This window comes from Proteus terrae (assembly GCF_003144325.1).
Taxonomy (GTDB): domain Bacteria; phylum Pseudomonadota; class Gammaproteobacteria; order Enterobacterales; family Enterobacteriaceae; genus Proteus; species Proteus terrae.
Map to the genome: position 1 here is coordinate 19,876 of NZ_PENS01000021.1, position 17,132 is coordinate 37,007.

Below are 17,132 nucleotides of genomic sequence, written 5' to 3' on the forward strand. Positions count from 1 at the left end.
CCTCTACTAAAATAACAATATACAAAAGAAATATTTCTAATGTGGTGCTGAATTAGGCAACACCCTACCTATTTCACCTAATGCAAATGCTAAATCAACGGCTGCAATCTGTGCTCCTGTATAGGCATCAATCTGAGACATTTGTGCATTTAATAATGCAACCTCTGCGGTATTAATTTCGGTTACTGTTCCCAATCCGTTGCGATAAAATTCTACACTGGCGGTATATGTTAATTGTGTTGTCTCTACTAAATTTTTAGACGCTTTATTTGCCTCAAGTGCTGATTTGAGAGCATTTTCGCTAATTGAAATCTCTTTTATTGCAAGATCTTGGCTTTTGCGTAAATTTTCTTGAGCTAGCCTAATTTCTGACTGTGCATTTGCCATTCTAGATTGACGTATTCCGCCTTCATATAATGGAATACTGACTCCGATCAAGATATTAGAAGATGACGTTCTTTGGCTAATATCAGGAAGTCCCTGAACATCAAAGCTACCTGTTCCTCCTGCAAGTGCACCAGCAAGATATACTTTAGGGAAATAATCAGATTCGACAGAATTAGCAGCCTTAATTGCGGCTTGTTGTAATTCATATTGCGCTAAAACATCAGGACGTTGTGCAAGTGCTTTTTTTATCACATCATGAGTTAACGGCGAAATATCATCAGGAAGAAAATTATCATCGGCATAATTAATGGTTATTTTTTCAAAAGGTGAAACGCCAATAGCAGACAATAAGATTTGATATTGATCTTTTTCATGACCTTTAGCTAACACGTTTTGTAATTCAATTTGTGCAACTTGTTGTTTTGCTAATGCCACGTCCAATACGGTCGCTAATCCCTTCACTCGTTTTTGCTCAACGGCATATAAAATATCTTTACTTCTTTGAAGGGCTTTTTGAGTAATATTCACCTTCTTTTGTGCTGCACCATAGCTAAAATAGGCAACCGAAACATCATGAATAATTTTTTGATGCATCAGATTAAAATTAAGATTTATTGCTAATGAAGTATGTTTCGCAGCATCAACTAATGCCCCTCGTTTACCAAAATCAAAAATAAGCCATCTAAATGTGAGTGCTGGAATAAAAGCGCTACTAGATGTTTTTATATCATCAACAATAGGATTTTTAGGTAAATCAATTTTCCCATGTTGATACCCTGCGAGTGCTGTTGCTGTGATAATTGGCAAATATGTGCTTTCTACCATACCAATATCAGTGGCTGATTTTTTTGCTAATTCCCATGCAATACGTGTGTCTGGGTTATTTTGTTGCCCTAAATCTATCAGGTCAGCTAAAGCATAGCGAGATTTAACCGTTTGTTCTTGAGGGAGCGATAAGTATTGCTTAGCCGATGAGGAAAGATATTGAGTATTATCATAAGCGATAGGCTCTTGAGAATACTGCTTAAATGAACTGTTTGTGTCAACACAACCAACAAGTAATAGGCTTAACAGAGATGACAGAATGTTTTTCTTATTATTAATGACTAAATTTATCATTATAGTTTTTCTCTTATTAAATGTTTAAATACAAGTTCTCTTTCATCTGCCGGTAATATTTTCATTTCTTCATTAAGGATGTTTTTTTTAAATTCATATTTTGAATTTTCATCGATATTTGAATAAGCAAGATTATTTTCAAAAATAAATTCATGAGCGTAATTATGATAACTAATATAAGAAATTTTATTTAATGACTCCTTAAAAAAAAGCATTAGATTTTTATTTCTTTCTCTATCTTTTTTTTCAAAAATGAGTAAGTTTATATTGTCTTTTGATTGTGTAATAGCTTCATTTACGGATGAAACTAAAATTAACATATCGTTTTTATTTGTCGAATATCTTAGGTCTATATAATTATCTAAAATAGAAGTGATTTGTTTGTATATCGTATTAACAATACTTGAAGGCCATACTTTTGTGAAAATAATGTACATCACAATATTACCTAACAAAATGCCTAAAATGCGATCAGAGACTACGTCCATATCAAAACTAGGTTTAAATCCATGTAATGTTGTTAATAAAAATGCTAAACCGACTTGTACACCGGCATAAGAGATACGTTCATTGCCAACAGCAACCCAAGCTGCAGGTAATAAGCAGAAAAAGATCAGCACCATTAATTCAAAAACATCAGATAAGTTAGGGATAATATAAAGCAATGAAATCATGCCAATTAGTGCCCCAATTAGGCATCCGGTGATCCGCAATGTTAATTTATGAACTGTTTCACCGACAGATGTTAATGCCACAACATAACAAGTGATCATTGCAGTATGAATGCCCTGCCATTTAAAATAATCATAAAAGATATAACATAGAATAGCGGCTATAGTGGTTTTTAAAGCGAAGTACTTATGGTTAGGGTTTGTAAATGCATCACTAACAAAAAAAGGTGTTTTTTTCTGTACCGGTTTAATTTCTCTTTTATTAGATAAAATCTTATTAAAAGTATTTAATAAGTGAAGTTCACTTATTGTATATTGAGCTTGTTGTTTATCTTTTATTTTATCTATTTGATGGTGTGTAAAACAATCGGCAATTTCTAAACATCTTTTAGAAAGAAGAAAACGTATAGAAGTTGGCGTGTTTTTATCAAAAGTTAATGACATAATTAATATTTGATAAGAGTTATCAATAATATTTTCTAACCATTTAATGTCTTCTCTTCCCCGTAAATAAAACATTTTAATAAACATTAAATAACGTTTACATTCTGTTTGTGTACTCAGTAATTCACTAATTTCTAGTTGGCTTTCTTTTCTTCCTAAAAAGAAATCACTTGCAATAGAAAAGCGTGTGGCGATCCTGTTTAACAGTAATTTTCTTGGGCTAATGCCAACAAAGAAATTAAATAAAATAACCAATAACATTGGAGATACTGCCATCAGTAATGCATAAAGTAATGCTCTTGTTGCAACATCTCCTACAGGGATGTCATCAATTAAAGTCATTAAAAAGGCGATAACTAAAGCGACTAAATTACCAATGTCACCAAGGCTACTGGCCGATGCTAAATACATAAAAACAGCTGAAAACAAAGCCATAAAGAAGAATCGTAAAATAATGTTTTGTATCGTGAGGTTAAAAAGAACAAAGATAATACACACGACAATAGAACATAAAATAATTACGCCAACAGATAATAATATATTTTGTACAGCATCAGCTTTGATTAAATAGATAATTAAATAGCAACTTATTGCAGATTCGGGAATTTCATAAATCATCGCAATAGCAGCCATTAAGGCACAAAGTAATGCAATGCGCCAAGTAGTTGCTAAACGAAAATCAAAGGGTAACAAGTCTTTTTTGACTTGTTTCACTATTAGAGAGGGTTTAACAATCATCGTCGTTAGCTATTATATTGACAGTTGCTGTAGCGCCAACCCGCATAAGATCTTCTGGTGGATTGGTGATAGTGACTTTAACAGGAAACCGTTGTTGAACTCTAACCCAATTTAATGATTTAGGTACATAAGGTAAGTCTCTTGGAATATTAATAAGATCAGTCGACATGATCCCTCGGCTAATACCTTCTACTTTGCCTTTAATGGGGTGCTTATTATCAATCATTGAATAAATAACGACGCAGTTACCTATTTTTATATTATTTAAATCGGTCTCTTTAAAATAAGCTGAAGCATACCAAGTATCAGTATCAATTAAGGTAAATACAGACTGTCCAGAAATAATAAATTCACCTGGTGATAGCACTAATCCAGCAACGTAACCATTGCTTGGCGCTTTTACTTCAGTATTACTTAATTCCCATTCAGCCATTTCCAATGAGGTTTTTAACGATTTCACTAATGCTACTTCTGAATCTGTATTATTAATTAGGGCTTCTGAGGCGACATTTTGTTTTTGTGCCTGTTTTAATGTGACTTCTGCATCATGTTTTAATGTTCTAGCATCATCAACTTGTTGTGCGGTCACAAATCCTTTTGCTAATAATGGCTCTAATCTATTGAGTGATTGAGTCGCTAATAACAAATTGACTTGAGCACGTTTTATTTGTGCTTCTGCAACTTCTGAATTTGATGTTTCTGCAATAATAATACGTTGTTTGTTACTTAATGTTGCTTCAGCAATCATGAGCTGTTCTTTTGCTTGCTGAACTCTTAATGCGTACATAGTGGGATCGATAGTAAACAGTAAATCCCCTTTATTAACTTTGCTATTTTCTTTGACGTAAATAGCACTAATTCGGCCCGGCACAGTTGATGATATGTTAATTTTGTTAGCATCAATTATTGCATCTTCACTGAGTGGATTTAACGCTGACAATTGAATGTTTTTCCACAATAAGATGAGTGTAATCACAAAAACGATCACAGTGATTATAAGCGCCAGCTTTTTTTTGATTTTTTTATCCATAATTTAATAAGAAAAATAAAATAAAGAGATGGTTAAAGAAATTGATAACAATATTGCAAAATAAAAGATTAAAGGAAGTGGCAATTTATCATCAATACCCCAATAGATAAGTAACACACGTATGACAAAAGCCCCTAATAAGCCGATAAATGTACATAACATCCAATATGGGAAATAGGCGCCTAACATACTAATAAAAGGAGAATGGCCTCGAGAACAACCTGATAACAGCAACATCATTATGCTCAAGCTAGTAATACGATAATATTTTTTTATTATGTCCAAGGTAATACACTCGTCATTTTACGATGAATTTTATGGTTCGTTTTCAACACGATAGTGTTTTTATTTATAGTATTTAATCAATGAATTAATCTAAAACATCCCATCAAACAGATGTTAGATGTTTTTTATCTATCAATCCACACCCTTATCTTAAATTTTTTTATTGAAAGAAGGACTCCATTTTTAAATATGACTGTAATTATGGGCGTTACATGATTTTAAGAGTATAGTAGCTAATCTTTCAGCCCGACTAGATATTACAATTTTTATTATGGAATCAGCGTTTTCTGCTCAAAATATTCGACATATTCTTGCTAATAACACACCTATTATTGATGTGCGTGCACCTATTGAATTTAATCAAGGCTCAATCCCTAATGCGATTAATTTGCCTTTAATGAATGATGAAGAACGCGCTGCTGTGGGAACTTGTTATAAACAACAAGGCTCACAAAAAGCGGTTGATTTAGGACATCAATTGGTAAGTGGTGAAACTCGTGATAACCGTATCGCAGCTTGGCGTGATGCTTGTGAGCAATTTCCAAATGGTTATATTTGCTGTGCTCGTGGAGGAATGCGTTCTCATATCGTTCAGCAATGGCTTAAAGAAAGTGGTATAGATTATCCATTAATTGAAGGTGGATATAAGGCGTTAAGACAGACTGTTATTGAAATGACCAATGAATTAGTTCAACGCCCTATTATCTTAATTGGTGGATGTACCGGTAATGGAAAAACGACTTTAGTGCGTTCATTACCAGAAGGTATTGATCTCGAAGGTATTGCACATCATCGAGGTTCATCTTTTGGTCGTATAGTAGAAGAGCAATTTCCTCAGGCTACATTTGAAAACCATCTTGGTGTTGAAATGTTGAAAAAATCACCGAAATATACACGATGGGTGCTTGAGGATGAAGGCCGTGCTATTGGGGCCAATGGATTACCTGAATGTTTGCGAGCAAAAATGATTGGTGCTTCAATAGTTGTTGTGGATGATCCCTTAGAGCGACGCATAGAACGTTTGAAAGCAGAGTATTTTGATCGTATGACGCACGATTATCTAGAAGCGTATGGCGAAGAAAAAGGTTGGCAAGCTTACAGTGATTATTTACATCATGGTTTATTTGCTATCCGCCGTCGATTGGGCTCTCAAAGAGCAATGGAATTAACGCAGTTGCTAGATGATGCCCTAGAAATTCAGAAAAAAGAGTCTAATACAGAAGCACATTTTTCTTGGTTAACCCCTTTACTAAAAGAATATTACGATCCGATGTATCGTTATCAATTAAGCAAAAAGGAAGATAAGATTATTTACCAAGGAAGCTATGAAGAAGTCATGCAGTGGTTTAAAAACTAATAAATAGCTAAGATTTTCTGTATTAAATACAGAGTATACCAAAGAAGAGCCTCGTAAATTTATGTTACGGGGCTTTTTTTAGTTTACTTGGTCAAACTTTTAGTTCGGTATAACCAAGCTCCTAAGATTATCATTAAACCAAAGAAAAAAGGCACTGCCAAAGAGAGCTCAAGGAAAATAAACCGATTAATGTTAATTCCCTGCCCTTTATTTGAGAATTGTAAAGCTAAAGGCAAAGCACATAATCCAGACAGAAAACCGATCCCAATTAAGCGATATAACTTAATACGATTTTCTTTTTGTGTTGGAGCATCTTGTTTGCGCTGGTATTGAATGTATTTCCAACACAAATAAAGCAACCCTAATACAGAGCCTAAATGTTGTAATAATTTATAGATAGCAATCTCTTGGCTATCGGTCATTCCTTGTAATAACTGTGCTTGTAGTACAGAAAATAATCTGACAGCAGTTCCTGTTTCGTGGGTAAAAGAATCCCATACAATATGAGTTATTGCACCAATATATAGAGATAAAACAAATAAGCTTAATGCTCTAATATTGGGTTTTATTGGCTCATATAAAGGGATCGGCGATACGCACTTTAATGGATTTCGTAGTAAATAATTTAGAATAAAAACCAGTAAACAAAAAGGAAATGCAGTATAAAACCAGCCCAATAAATTATGTGCCGTTGTCGCTGATTGATATAAACCAAAAGAATAGAGTAAATCAGGTGATGTGCTTCCCACAATTAATGCAGGTAAACTAAGGCTTTTTCCTATTCGGGACTGCTTTATGGGGAAAACAATAGAAGGATGTGAAAAAGTCCACGGCATAGGAATATCTCTATAATATGAAGATGAATAACAAAAAATGAATATAAGTATGAGTATGAGTATGAGTATGAGTATGAGTATATCAGTAGATTAGCTAAGCTTTATCTGATATCACAACGACTATTAAGATTAAATTAGCTCATTGTTATTAATACAAAAACGCCACTAATGGTGAGAACATTAATGGCATTAAATGATGGGATTATTAATTATTTACACACTATTTTTTGCAGAGATATCAATAATACGTTCTTCTTTAGGCATATTGATAGTGACTTTTTGCTTAATATATTCAATTACTGCCGTAGCAGCACTGGTATTAGGAATATCTTTAGCATTTCTACCTTGTGTGAAGGCAGTAAAACCATCTCCGCCTCTCGCTAAGAATGAATTAGCAATAATAGGGTAATAAGTACTATCTTCAACACGTTTTCCATTGATAGAAACTGAAACAACACGTTCGTTTACAGGTTTAGTACTGTCATATTTCATTTCAAAACCACTAGATGCTTGTAATACACCATTAGTTAAATTTGCAGAATGGTTCATTAAATCTCGTAAGTCTTTACCGCTCAATTCCATGTAAGTTAAATCATCAGGGAATGGGAACATACTAATAATATCCCCGATCGTAATATCTCCTTTATGGATCTCGTTACGAATACCACCGCTATTAACAAAAGCAACTTGTGCCCGATTATCTGTAACTAAAAAAGCATCAGTAATTAAATTACCAATTTCAGAAGACTCACCGTAAGAACGCGTTAGTTCATTCTGAGTATTGCCAATTTTTTGTTGTGCAATTTCATCTAATTTTTTAGTCCATGTTTCTATTTTTTTCTGTGTATCTGGGTCAGGTTTGTGTTCATCAGCAAAGATATTAACTAACTCGCCTTTATAGTGATCAATTTTTTTAGTTTTGTCGTTTATATCTAACACCAATTTTCCAACGTTAATACCATAAGCGTCCGTAGAAACAATCAGCGTGTCGTTAACTTTAATAGGCTCTGGTGTACCCACATGAGCATGCCCAGTAATTAAAATATCTAACCCTTTTACTTGCTGTGCCAATTCGATATCTTTTTGCAGCATACGAGCGACATCTGCTGAGCCGAAGCTAGATTGTCTTGCTGGAACACCTTCATGAACAAGTAATATGGTAATATCAACTTTCCCTTTCAGTTCATTAAGATATTTATTAAGGTATTCAACTTCATCTCTTGCTTCAACCCCCTCTCGTTTATCTTTATTAACCGTGTCATAGAAAGCAAACTTACCATGCAATCCAATTACACCAAATTTCACGCCTTCTTTTTCTATTATAATATACGGTTTATCCCAGACAGCTTTGCCGTTATCTTCATAGAAAACATTACCTAAAAGTACAGGAAATGTTGCTTTTTTAAGTTGAGCCACCATGTTTTCTACGCCATGGTCGAATTCATGATTCCCCACGGAAGCCGCATCAAAAGACATTTCGTTCATGATATCAATAATGGCTTCACCTTGGGTTAAAGTACTTAAATAAGGACCTGTGAAATAATCGCCAGCATCAAGAAATAAAACACCTGGATTATTTTTTTTAGCGTCTTTAACAATGGTTGCAATATTTGCAAACCCACCGACTAATCTATCCTTACTAACATAAGGTGCTTTAAAAGGAACGGCATTCGCGTGTAAATCGTTAGTATGATAAATAGTAATTTCTTGAGCGAATACGGAAGAGCTTCCTAATAAAGCGCCAATTAACAGAGGTAATATAAGAACGGGCTTACTCATAATAATATCCTGTAAGTATAAAAATACTGAAATAACCTGGTTGATGTTCGGTATTTAGTTAATAACACCTGACTTGTTAAAAGTATGATAACTATCACAGTGCGTTAGCATTATGCGTAGTTGAATTATGTTATTATCATTTTGTGTTGGTTTTTTGTGATAAGAACTGATGAAAACAGTAAAAGAAATTAACGTTAATGTATGTAAAACAGAAAGTTGTGAGCATTTTTCTGAAGTTGTAGAAAATGCCTATGTGATCCCATCTTTTAAATTAGGTTTTCCTGCCGTTTATTGCAATTGTTGTGGCGGTAGTAGCGTATTAATTAATAATGAAGATATAAAGGCATTATTAAATCCTTATGTTGAATTTTTTAATTTAAATGTTAATGAGCAATGCCCAAATTGTGATTCATCAGAAAAAATACTTTATGGCAAGACGGGAAAAGGAACAGTACGCTATCAATGTAAACAGTGTAATACGGTTTTTTCTCTTAAAAACAACATAGATTTAAAGTCTTTTAATAATAAAATAATAGAACTTCTTATTTTACAATCGCAAACACCCAGTTATATTATTAAGAATTTAAACATTACCCCTGCTCTGTTTTATAGAAAATTATCTGTTATTGAAAAGATAATGGAAATAAAAGCAAGGCAATATGAAAAGCTATTAGATAAAAATAAGGTTTATGACTTACAAACAAACGTATTTACGTTGAGTTGTCGTAACAACACAACACAAGGCTTTTCAAATGAACTTTTTGGAATGGTAACTTGTTGCTCTAAAACGGGTTATGTTTTTCTTCAAAGTGTTAATTGGAGTGAGATATTAGTAAGCTCTGATAGCCAATATCATAACAACACTAAAAAAGAGACATTAGATAATACTCAAGGTGTATTACTCGATAATATTATTATGCGATATGAACAAATAAACAGTAGGAAAAGTTTTGGTCAAATTCAATATACAGAAAAGATTTGCTCTGAGCATATTATCGAGCCTGTTGTTTTATCTCATTACCACTTTCTTAAATTAAAGTTTATTCTACCAATAAGTATTAAACATCATTTTATTTATCATGATAGTTTTATCCGTGGTGGATGTATGGTTGCCTACGGTAAAGAAATAAAACAAAAAACGTCTAACCTTTATTATGTGGTTTCAAAGAGATCACGCCTAACATCAGATTTTAATTATAAAGGAAGTTATACGCTGGGTTGGTGGAATAACAAGTGGTATGAGTTTATATCTCAAGATAACCAAGAGTTATTCTATCTATGTAACTTAGGGGTAAATAAAATGGATGACGTTAGTTCTTATACTAAAATATCCCCTTCTCTTGATTACAGCCATCTATTTATTCAATCATTTAAAGAAAAATTCCCTGATGTATTTTTAAAAACATTATCGCCTAGTACAGTAAAGTTACTATTATCTATTTATAGTTTTTACTATAATTATTGTCTTAGCAATGAAAGTGGGACACCAGCACAAAGAATAGAACTAATAAAAGAAAAGATAACAATAAAGTCACTGTTTAATTAAAATAAAAACACCTTATTAAAAGGTGTTTTTATTTTAATTATGTTATCTATCTATTTTTAATAATTATCTATTCTTAATAGCAAAGTGGCACATATAGCCATGATAAAATTGAAAATTATACTAAAACTAAATACAATCAATTAGCGTTTTATCAGGAAAAATATAATCGGATTTTAGTGTATCTTCCTAAGAAGGCGTGATCATTCTTGACAATGGAATAAATATATTTTTTCTTATTATAAATAATGTGTCTTATTGTGCTATCTAAATCTTCTCTTAATCTTTCTTTAATTTTATCGCAGATAATAAGCGATGAGTTTTTATTAAAATGCGATTTTGTGATTTAAAAAGAGAATATGATGGATATCAGTTTAAAACGTATCACTTCAGATAATTACGAAGAAATTAGTCTACTTGAAGTAGAAGAATATCAAGAAGACTATATTGCTTCTAATATGTGGTCTTTAGTTGAGGCGGCTTATAACGAAAACTATGTCGTCAGAGGTATTTATTAGATAAACCAGTTGGTTTTTTTATGTGGGTAAAAGAAAACCCGCATAAAATTGCTATTTGGCGTTTTATGATAGATAAAATACACCAAAATAAAGGGTTAGGCAGAAATGCCCTTCAGATTGCTTTAAATGAAATTAAAAAAGATAAAGAAATCAAGGAAATTGAGATCTGTTATAACCCATTAAATCCCGTGGCTAAGACATTCTATGACTCTTTTGGTTTTGAAGAGATAGGTATGGATAAAGATGGGGATGATATGTTAGCACTAATAAGAGTAACACAATGAAAAATATCAAAAATAATAGCAAGCGAGATCAGATAGAACAGTTATTAAGACCTATTTCAGAGAATACACCAGGTATTATTATACAGGCTCGCTTTGATGATGGTGTTATATATCAAGCTCAAAAAGGTCTTGCGAATATATCTAAAAATCAATTAATTGACGAAAATAGTGTCTTTAATTTGGCTTCTGTTTCAAAGCAATTTACCGCTTTTTCTATATTACTTCTGGCTAAAGATGGAAAGTTGTCACTTGACGATTCAATTCTTATTTACTTGCCGGAGTTAGGTGATTATGCCAAAGCGATCACAATTAACGATTTAGTTTCCCATACCAGTGGGTTAATTGATTATATGGAATTAGCGTTTGAGCGAGGTGTTTCTTACACAACACAACTTACGCCAGAAGAAAGTTTTTCTGATATCGTAAAACAAACAAAGACTTACTATCCTATTGGTAGTAAATTTGAATATAACAATACTGGGTATTTTTTGTTATCTCAGATCATTGAGCGTGTAAGCCAACAACCATTTTCAGTTTTTGCTCAAGAGCGCATTTTTGCGCCATTACAAATGAACGATACGTTTATTGTTGAAGAATATCCTACAGTAAATCCTATTGTGTCTGGATATACAGAAAATGAGCAAGGCAACTATGAGTTATCAGAAAGCCCTTGGACACATACTGGGGATGGTGCAGTACATTCAAGTGCGAACGATTTAATGAAATGGGGTGAAAACTTTAGTACTGCAAAAGTGGGTGGTGCCGAGCTTATTGCAAAAATGACACTGCCTTTTCCTAATTCTACGCGTGAAGGTAAGCCTGTAATTGATTATGAAGCTTATGGATTTGGCCTTTTTATTAGTCATGCTCTGGGTGAAATAAGTTTTGAACATTCAGGAGGATGGATGGGAACTTCAACCTATTTTATGCGCTTTCCGCAATCAAAACTTACTATCGCAGTTCTATCTAATCGTGAAAACTATAATATTGATTTACTTGCAACTGAAGCAGCAAAAATTTTGCTGAATTAGTCGGCAAAAATAGAAAATATAATAAAAAATATAAGATTGCTCTTTGTAAAATAGAAAAAGGTGCAATTGCACCCTCTTCTATTTTTTAATTTAAATAAGAGAAATTATAACCCCATAATTTGTCTATTCTTAGGATAAGAAAGGGTATAATTTAATGGTAATGATTTTTCCTCTTTGGCACCTAATGTAATATCCCATTTAATTTCGCCAGTATCTTTATCAAGTACACCGTCTTTATAAACTGCATCTGCTACATTGATATTGTTTTCCTGACTAAGTGGCAATTGATCGTAAATAGTGACTTTTACAGGAGAGTTATAAGTATTTCTTACTTTAATAGTATAACTCTCTTTTTGTTCAATGGTTGTACCAATAAAGATAGGCTCTTTTCTTATTTTTTCATTGTTAATACGGCTAATTTGAATATTTTTATCTATTCCAAATGGAATACTAAGTAACTCTGTTAATTCATTAGTATTAATATAACTATTACCAACAAAGCTATTCATATAGTAAATATTCGCACGGCCATTAAGTAAATTTAAGTTTTCCCAATCTTTGACTTCAGCTTGTAAATAAACTTCTTCAACTAATTTAGGCGTCGTTAAATAGCGATAATTCGCAATAACTTCTTTTTGATTAATCACTAATGTATTAGGCTCTGTGCTATTTTTTAAGGTGTAAGGTAACGCGATAGTATGACTGAAATTAATCCCATTATTATTAGTTGTTACATATCGTGTTACTCCCTTATTTAATTGTTTTTCATGACTTTCTTCTCTTATTATCGCAGGAGATGGTGCGACTGGAGAAGCCATCTCCATGCTCATACTTTTACTTCTAAATTTAGCATTATCATTGTAAAGAGCGAGATACCATGGTGATAAAGTTGGTGCAGTAATATTTAAAGATGGATTTGTGGATGTTAAAATCAGTTTTACTTTATCCCAATTTAAGCCTGTATTTTGAATAACATCCGCCTTGTAGGTGAGTAATATTGGCTTATCCATTCCTTGACTTCGAATATCATAAGCAGGTGACCATCCTGCATCTGGTGTTATATAAGAAATACGCATTTTACTGGTTAGATTTTTTGATGTGCCTAAAGATAAAACAATTTGTGTTTTCTCTTGCGCAATAATTGGCATATCAATTTCTAATTGTCGGCTTAACTCTTCTAATTGTTTTGTTAATTCAGTGATTTCTTCACGCGCCATTTTTTGCTGATTTAGAATAGATGTCATTTTTTGGCTAATAAAATCAAATTTTTGTGATGAGTGTTCTAATGACTGAGTTTCACCATAACCAAAAAATGATTGGTCTTTTAATAAAGTAATTTGTTCATTACCCACATTAATATTGATGTTTAATTCTTCAATTCGCTTATTAATGTCTTTCTGTTTTTCCATCAATACTGCAATGTCTGAAGGGTAACTAGGAGCAATAGGAATTTTTTTAACGTTAATGGTGTTAATAATCACATCTTCATTATCAATGCTAATTGATAAGCTTCTAGGATCAATATTGTTTGCAACATTAGATAAAACAACTTCACTCTGCCCCGCAGGTAAGTTGAGAGTGACGTTATTTTCAAGTTCAGCACCCCGTAAAAAAATCGTTGCTTGATTGAGTTTTATATCATAATTAATCGGTTTAGTCGGATCTACGGAATTGATTTCATTAGCAAAAGCACTAGTTGCACTAATAATAGATAATGTAATAAGCGATAGCGTTAATTTATTGGATTTAATCATCATTTTCATTCTATCCATAGTTGATGAGCAGTATTAGTGGGAACTGCAAAATAGTTGCACAAGTATATTTAGATAGTATTGCATCTCGAATAAATTAGATAACAGAATAAACTTAAAGATCTAATAGTTGTGAAGGAGAAAAAACAGATAAAACAGTGTGTTAGTGTTTTAAATTAAATGAGTATTTAAATAATAAGGATTATCTTAATGATGGTGCAATATTTAGCTTTTATTATCTTTATATAGTCTTGTTTAGATAAAAATAAGCAGAAAAGATCAATGAACTTTAGCAATAACAATAAAAAAGGCAGTTTAAAAACAAACTGCCTAGAATAAAGATATCTTTATCGATTCTTATTTAACAACTTCACCGCTGTCGATAACGGTTTTACGTACTTTATCTGAGAAATCTTGTGCTTCTTTAATAATGGCTTTTTCATCAACGGTTAATAGTTGGCGATCTTCCATTAAGATCTTTCCATCAACAATGGTGTGGCGAACATTACTGCCATTTGCGCCATACACTAATGCTGCATAAGGACTATACATTGGCACCATATTAGGCGATTTAGTATCAACAACGATAATATCAGCAAGTTTGCCTGATTCTAAAGATCCTAGTTTATCTTCCATATGTAATACTTTCGCCGAACCCATTGTTGCCAGTTCTACTACAGTTAATGGTGGCATAGCAGCACGATCTTTATTCACTAATTTATGGATTTTACCCACAAGATTTAGCTCATTCATGGTCGTTAGCGTGTTACTCGACATTGGACCATCAGTCCCTAAGCCCACACGAACACCCTTTTCTAACATCGCGACGACAGGTGCTACACCTTTTGCTGATTTAGTATTTGCACTGATATTATGAGCGACACCAACATCATATTTTTTCAGTAAATCAATATCTTTATCATCGACCATAATTGCGTGAGCTGCGATAACTTTATTATTTAGCGCTCCGATATCTGCCATATATTGAACTGGACTTTTACCGCCAGTACGTTTAGCAATTTCTTCTTGTTCACGGTCAGTTTCAGCTAAATGAATCATAACAGGAACATCAAGTTCTATTGATAATTTAGCAATTTTCTGAAGGTTTTCTGTGGTATTTGTGTAAGGAGCATGTGGTGCAAATGCTGGGATAATACGAGGGTGATCTTTATATTCTTTAATAAAGTTTACAGCGTATTGGATGCCCTCTTCTGGTGTTTTCGCATCTGCAACAGGGAAATTAATAACAGATTCTCCTAATACTGCGCGATTACCCATTTTATCAACAGTTTTAGCTACTTCATCTTCGAAGTAATACATATCAACGTAAGTTGTTACGCCACCTTTTACCATTTCGATATTTGCAAGTTCAGCACCCACTCTGACCATTTCGCGAGAAACCATTTTGCTTTCGAGTGGGAAAATATAACGGTGAAGTCTGTCTGGTACATCATCAGCTAATGAACGAAATACAGTCATCGAACCATGTGTATGGGTGTTAATTAAACCTGGCATCACAATATCACCATCAACATCTAACACTTTATTGGCTTGATATTCTTTAGAAAGCTCAGGGCCACCAACGGCAATAATTTTATTTTCTTTTACGACAACAGTACCTTGTTCAATGATTTTATTTTGCTGATCCATAGTTAGAACAGTACCGTCAACTATCATCAAATCAGCCTGTTTTGCCGCGTAACTAGAAAAGGAGACCGCCATAACAGCCAAAGCAAGCATAGATTTAGAAAATGACATCATTACCTCTCGTCTTGATGGGAAAATTTCTCTAAGATTATAAATAAATTCATTGGCTTTTGATATCTAATGAAAGTGAAAGAGATCACCGAATAAATAATTAATTAAAGTTATTATCACTTCTTTTATCTCAATAACTTGCAGTTGGTCTTATCAATTAAGGAGCAGTTTTAATGAGTAAAACGTTGCAACCTGGTGAAAACACATCACTTAGCGAAAATAAAGGACAAGTTAAAGTCTCTCATGCAGTAGGCGATAACCTTGATATTAATCTGACTGCATTTTTAGTAACAGGCTCAGGAAAAGTCGTAAATGACGACGATATGGTTTTCTTTAATGCTCCTCATCACGCTTCTGGTGCGGCTTCATTTATCTCACCGATAACTCAAGGCTCCACAGTTATTCATAGTATTGATTTTGACTTTTCCCGTTTACCCGAAAATATTACCAAAATAGCAATTACATTAACGCAAGATGGTAGTGCTGGCGGTTTTGCTGTTGTTAATCAATTAAAAGCACAAGTGCTGATAAATAATGAAGTTATTGAGTTAGTACCAAGCCAATTTTCACAAGAGACAGGCATCATCGTTTTAGAACTTTATGTTCGAAATGGTCAGAATAAAGTCCGTTCGGTTTGGCAAGGTTTTGCTTCTGGACTTGCGGGTTTATGTAACCTTTATGGTGTTGAAGTTGAAGAGCCTGCTCCGGTTGTTACACCACCATCGCCTCCTGTAAATGTACAAAAAAACGTAGTGAAGCTGACTAAACCCGATAGTAGTCATCGTGTTTCATTGATAAAAGGTAATGATGCACCTAAACGTATTTTAGTCAGTGCAACATGGATAGATAATGGTGATGGAAAAGATAATGATGATTTAGATCTTCGTGTGGGAATTTTACGTCCGAATGGTCAAATGTCGATTATTCAAGCGCCAGATAAAAGCGGTGCTTTTAATTCTGATCCTTTTGTTTTCCATACAGGTGATGTGATTAGTGTGAGTCAAGAACAACCCGGTTGTGAAACCGTTGAGATTAATCCTGCTATTTCCCAATTAATGGGCGGTAAAGTTGCGTTAGTTTGTAGTGTCTACTCTGCGATTAGTAACGGCTGCGTCTCTGTTGCCTCATTAAAACCAACAATGCGTATGGAATATGGCAATCAAGTGGTTGAATGTTCTTGTGAGTATAAGAAAGGCTTTTTCAATAATATGATTTATACCTATGTGATTGGTATTATTGAAATTGATCAAGATAGTATTACATTAAAACCATCAGGTGTAACATCAAGAGCAGGTAGTGAAGCAACACCTTGGTTAACACGCAATGGCAATGAGCTTAAATTAACAATGGATGGCCCTCATGTTTTTAAAGGGAAGAAACCCAGTATTTTAGGCACCAAGCGTTATGTCTGATCTCATTATAAAAAAGAAATAATCTAAAGTTTATCTTAAAGAAAAACGGGCAATAATACCTATGCCCGTTTATTTATTATGGGCTTTAGCCAGTTTAAGTCGCGTCAGCGTCTTAAATATAAAACCACCCGCTATGCGGGTGGGTATTAAAGGTTATACCAAGAAAAACACCTTTCCGTTACGATATAG

General features: G+C 33.4%; 14 protein-coding genes. 6 read left to right on the top strand and 8 right to left on the bottom strand.

The window, feature by feature from the left end:
* Positions 1 to 36 precede the first annotated feature (36 nt).
* From DK857_RS17815 to DK857_RS17830, 4 genes are read right to left on the bottom strand one after another with little or no spacing between them, the layout of a single operon-like run.
* Positions 37 to 1,506, bottom strand: a complete 1,470-nt coding sequence (locus tag DK857_RS17815) for a TolC family protein (RefSeq protein ID WP_109402890.1) — start codon at positions 1,504 to 1,506, stop codon at positions 37 to 39.
* Positions 1,506 to 3,359, bottom strand: coding sequence for an FUSC family protein (locus DK857_RS17820; protein ID WP_109402891.1), 1,854 nt, complete (start codon positions 3,357 to 3,359; stop codon positions 1,506 to 1,508). The genes DK857_RS17815 and DK857_RS17820 overlap by 1 nt, the downstream gene beginning before the upstream one ends.
* Positions 3,349 to 4,389 carry a multidrug transporter subunit MdtN gene (gene mdtN, locus DK857_RS17825; protein ID WP_109402892.1) on the bottom strand — a complete coding sequence of 347 codons (1,041 nt, stop codon included), beginning with the start codon at positions 4,387 to 4,389 and terminating at the stop codon, positions 3,349 to 3,351. Before mdtN ends, DK857_RS17820 begins: the two co-directional genes overlap by 11 nt.
* A 3-nt stretch (positions 4,390 to 4,392) precedes the next feature.
* The gene (locus DK857_RS17830) at positions 4,393 to 4,629 is read right to left on the bottom strand and encodes a YtcA family lipoprotein (protein WP_237585704.1); all 237 of its coding nucleotides are present in this window, start codon (positions 4,627 to 4,629) and stop codon (positions 4,393 to 4,395) included.
* A gap of 316 nt (positions 4,630 to 4,945) precedes the next feature.
* Here DK857_RS17830 and mnmH point away from each other — a divergent pair, with 316 nt between their 5' ends.
* Entirely contained in the window at positions 4,946 to 6,031 is a 1,086-nt protein-coding gene (gene mnmH, locus DK857_RS17835; protein ID WP_109393746.1) for a tRNA 2-selenouridine(34) synthase MnmH, read from the top strand.
* An 83-nt stretch (positions 6,032 to 6,114) separates the two neighbouring features.
* Here the strand turns inward: mnmH and DK857_RS17840 are convergent, their stop codons facing one another.
* Both DK857_RS17840 and DK857_RS17845 read right to left on the bottom strand, forming a co-directional pair.
* A complete protein-coding gene (locus DK857_RS17840; protein ID WP_109402893.1) occupies positions 6,115 to 6,867 on the bottom strand; it encodes a DUF4184 family protein in 753 nt (250 codons plus the stop codon).
* Between the two features lie 213 nt (positions 6,868 to 7,080).
* A complete protein-coding gene (locus tag DK857_RS17845; protein ID WP_109402894.1) occupies positions 7,081 to 8,646 on the bottom strand; it encodes a bifunctional metallophosphatase/5'-nucleotidase in 1,566 nt (521 codons plus the stop codon).
* A 169-nt stretch (positions 8,647 to 8,815) separates the two neighbouring features.
* Between DK857_RS17845 and DK857_RS17850 the strand changes: the two genes are divergently transcribed.
* From DK857_RS17850 to DK857_RS17860, 4 genes are all read left to right on the top strand, one after another.
* Positions 8,816 to 10,192: an IS1/IS1595 family N-terminal zinc-binding domain-containing protein gene (locus tag DK857_RS17850; RefSeq protein WP_109402895.1), complete on the top strand. Its 1,377-nt coding sequence runs from the start codon at positions 8,816 to 8,818 to the stop codon at positions 10,190 to 10,192.
* 359 nt (positions 10,193 to 10,551) lie between these two features.
* Positions 10,552 to 10,707, top strand: coding sequence for a hypothetical protein (locus DK857_RS19430; protein WP_227003207.1), 156 nt, complete (start codon positions 10,552 to 10,554; stop codon positions 10,705 to 10,707).
* 20 nt (positions 10,708 to 10,727) lie between these two features.
* Positions 10,728 to 10,991 (top strand): GNAT family N-acetyltransferase, encoded by a 264-nt coding sequence (locus tag DK857_RS19435; protein WP_227003209.1) that lies wholly within the window; start codon positions 10,728 to 10,730, stop codon positions 10,989 to 10,991.
* The gene (locus DK857_RS17860) at positions 10,988 to 12,022 is read left to right on the top strand and encodes a serine hydrolase domain-containing protein (protein ID WP_075672839.1); all 1,035 of its coding nucleotides are present in this window, start codon (positions 10,988 to 10,990) and stop codon (positions 12,020 to 12,022) included. Before DK857_RS19435 ends, DK857_RS17860 begins: the two co-directional genes overlap by 4 nt.
* A gap of 104 nt (positions 12,023 to 12,126) precedes the next feature.
* Here the strand turns inward: DK857_RS17860 and DK857_RS17865 are convergent, their stop codons facing one another.
* Together DK857_RS17865 and DK857_RS17870 are read right to left on the bottom strand one after the other, a co-directional pair.
* On the bottom strand, positions 12,127 to 13,779 hold the full coding sequence (locus DK857_RS17865; protein ID WP_227003211.1) for a DUF4139 domain-containing protein: 1,653 nt from the start codon (positions 13,777 to 13,779) through the stop codon (positions 12,127 to 12,129).
* 351 nt (positions 13,780 to 14,130) lie between these two features.
* Positions 14,131 to 15,531, bottom strand: coding sequence for an amidohydrolase (locus tag DK857_RS17870; protein WP_109402897.1), 1,401 nt, complete (start codon positions 15,529 to 15,531; stop codon positions 14,131 to 14,133).
* Between the two features lie 173 nt (positions 15,532 to 15,704).
* Here DK857_RS17870 and DK857_RS17875 point away from each other — a divergent pair, with 173 nt between their 5' ends.
* Positions 15,705 to 16,943, top strand: coding sequence for a TerD family protein (locus DK857_RS17875; RefSeq protein ID WP_109402898.1), 1,239 nt, complete (start codon positions 15,705 to 15,707; stop codon positions 16,941 to 16,943).
* Positions 16,944 to 17,132 lie beyond the last annotated feature (189 nt).